5 protein-coding genes are annotated in these 2,411 nt (G+C 39.9%); 3 read left to right on the forward strand and 2 right to left on the reverse strand.

The features are described 5' to 3' along the window. Positions 1–327 precede the first annotated feature (327 nt). Both LC574_RS35795 and LC574_RS35800 read left to right on the forward strand, forming a co-directional pair. Positions 328–888, forward strand: coding sequence for a hypothetical protein (locus LC574_RS35795; protein ID WP_229458368.1), 561 nt, complete (start codon positions 328–330; stop codon positions 886–888). Positions 889–922: 34 nt separating this feature from the next. Beyond that, positions 923–1,198 (forward strand): hypothetical protein, encoded by a 276-nt coding sequence (locus tag LC574_RS35800; protein WP_229458369.1) that lies wholly within the window; start codon positions 923–925, stop codon positions 1,196–1,198. 39 nt (positions 1,199–1,237) lie between these two features. On the opposite strand, the gene LC574_RS35805 is transcribed toward LC574_RS35800, so the two are convergent. Next, the gene (locus LC574_RS35805; protein WP_229458370.1) at positions 1,238–1,375 is read right to left on the reverse strand and encodes a hypothetical protein; all 138 of its coding nucleotides are present in this window, start codon (positions 1,373–1,375) and stop codon (positions 1,238–1,240) included. 9 nt (positions 1,376–1,384) lie between these two features. Then, positions 1,385–1,522, reverse strand: coding sequence for a hypothetical protein (locus LC574_RS35810; protein ID WP_229458373.1), 138 nt, complete (start codon positions 1,520–1,522; stop codon positions 1,385–1,387). A gap of 265 nt (positions 1,523–1,787) precedes the next feature. Between LC574_RS35810 and LC574_RS35815 the strand changes: the two genes are divergently transcribed. After that, on the forward strand, positions 1,788–2,108 hold the full coding sequence (locus LC574_RS35815) for a hypothetical protein (protein WP_229458371.1): 321 nt from the start codon (positions 1,788–1,790) through the stop codon (positions 2,106–2,108). The last annotated feature ends 303 nt before the right edge of the window (positions 2,109–2,411 follow it).

Here is a 2,411-nt window from a genome sequence, read left to right on the forward strand (position 1 = left end):
TATTTATTGTTACAGAGAATGTTACTTGGACTCTTTTATCTGTAGTTTCTAGTTATATATTTTGCAGTTTAGAATTCATTTTAGTGATAAAATCCATGATGCACCTCTTCTTAGATACTTAGTTTTTATTGTTCTTCACTCGACGGCTGAGTATTGAAACTTAAAATAAATGAAAATATATAACTAGAAACTACAGATAAAAGAGTCCAAGTAACATTCTCTGTAACAATAAATATACCTAGTCCAATCAATATACAAGGCATCAGTGCAGCAACGGCAACAATTATCTGTAGTTATGTTGGCACTCAATATCTCGGTAAAAATATCATGTATGCCATTGGTGGGGCAATAGTCGGAACTGGGATCACAACATTCATTACTGACCGAATTGCAAGACAAATTGAGGCTAACCAAATTCTGTTAGGCCAACCTCAGCCCTTCGACTTTGCCCAGGGCAAGCCTTTACCTATACCCACCAATTGTAAAGGTTGCAGATACTATCACGGTATCCCGTACAACGGTGTACTTTTCAATTGCGCTATTCATCCTCAAGGATCATTTGGCGAACAATGCCCGGATTGGCAAGGCTTTCAAGAATCTATACAACTAGATCCAACTGAAAGAATTGTAAATATTCTTTTTCAGCCCGACGAAGACGAACCAACTGGACACGTTACTATATTCCGTTGCTTAGGCGACTGGCACGAGGAAGAATTAACAAAACCCTGCGAATTTGCTACTTCTGTTGTCTCAATTGCTAGCCCTTTAGCTTGTCCAATAACTTCGGATCTAAAAATGGATAAGTATTGCGAAAAATCTGGATTTATTCGCACTTCAATCGGTATGAAAAAAAAGATATTTAGTCGTGAAGACCTTGTACAAACTTGATTGGCATTCTTATAAATTACAAAGGAGCAAAAAAATGACATTAACTTTAGACAACCGCTCTCAAAACAAAGAATCATCTTTAACTCAAGCATTGCGACAGATACAGGAGTTAAACTCCAAGATTCAGGAATTAGAGCAGCATCATCAAGACTATGTGCAGAAGCAACAGAATCTAATTGCTGCCATCGCTGAGATTTGTATTTCTCCTATACAGGAAGTACAGGCGCTTCGTATTCTGATTTATCGAGGAGAAGCAGCTTGTCGGCAGTACTTGCGATCGCTGCTAGTCAAACAGAGAAAGAATTCATAAAGGCGAAATATTCTTCGTGAATCCAAGAGATTTAGAAGCTTAGGCGGTCAGTGATTCCGGTTCTGTACCAGATATTTCCAAAACCCGACGTAACCAATATGAAGTTTCAAGAGATGCAGATCGCTTTTGTTCGGCATCCGACCAAATGTTCTCCCAATTGAATAGCCATCGAGTCAACAAGCGACCTCAGTCATAGTGCAAATCACCACCACCAACTAGTACCCGACGTTCGATATCGACTGCTGTTTTGATGTAGAACTTGTGCTGTTGCAGCATAAGTTCAAGTTGCTCCGGGGTAGCGCGTTCGCGTAACAGCAAAATCATTCAAATCATAACCTCTATCAGGGAAAGGCATTCTAATTATGAAACGAAATCAAGCACAAGTAATTGCTGTAAGTCTCACTGGCACATTAGCTGCCATATCTATCGGGTATTTAGGAGTGCAAATATGAAGGCAGAAATACAATGTACACGATTGCTACAGCCATGTTTGGGCTGGGTACTGGAGGATCTATTGGTCAGGTTTTAGTAGAGAAAAGGCAGCAGCGAGTAGTACAAACACAGTCAAAACAAAGATAGGAGCAATCGCATGGAAACTTCAAAAGTTATTACTATTCCTAATCACTGGACATCACCCAAATATTCGTTCGGGCAAAGAACCAAGCAAGGGATGATTGTAGGGGTTCAGTATTATCCACCTAATAATCTACTGACTGGCTTATGTAACGAATCTTGGCGTTATGCTGTGCTGGATAAAAAGGATTTCTCAGAAGTGTCACATCTTGAAGAAGAGAAAATTCATCCACTTACACCGATTGAATTACGTGCTGAACTTGAAGCTGAGATTAAAGCGTATCAGCATAAAATACTAATTCTTAAGCACCAGTTGGGGGCAATATCGAATGCTTAAGTCAATATCCACGTACTAAGAAGTACCTCTAATAATAGATGGCTCGATCAGAGTTCAAGCCGACTTTTTACAAAAGACGGCGATTCATCCCATATTGAAGGAATGGGATGAATCGCCGTTTGCCGTCTTGGTCAATAGTATCGAGTGTACAAAAATCGTGAGAAATTCGCGTAATGACTAATAACTTATGCTACGGCTTCAAGTGGTGGCATAAGTTACCAAGCTACTGGTTCGCCAAGATGGAAAAAACCACCACTGGGGCCATCATTTGGCAATATCGCTAATTCAACACCAGTTTTCGCG

The sequence above is a fragment of the Nostoc sp. CHAB 5715 genome (genome assembly GCF_020829685.1).
GTDB lineage: Bacteria > Cyanobacteriota > Cyanobacteriia > Cyanobacteriales > Nostocaceae > Nostoc.

Coding starts and splice junctions, on each gene's coding strand:
- LC574_RS35795 (WP_229458368.1), top strand. CDS start 328: ATGTATGCCATTGGTGGGGCAATAGTCGGAACTGGGATCACAACATTC.
- LC574_RS35800 (WP_229458369.1), top strand. CDS start 923: ATGACATTAACTTTAGACAACCGCTCTCAAAACAAAGAATCATCTTTA.
- LC574_RS35810 (WP_229458373.1), bottom strand. CDS start 1,522: ATGATTTTGCTGTTACGCGAACGCGCTACCCCGGAGCAACTTGAACTT.
- LC574_RS35815 (WP_229458371.1), top strand. CDS start 1,788: ATGGAAACTTCAAAAGTTATTACTATTCCTAATCACTGGACATCACCC.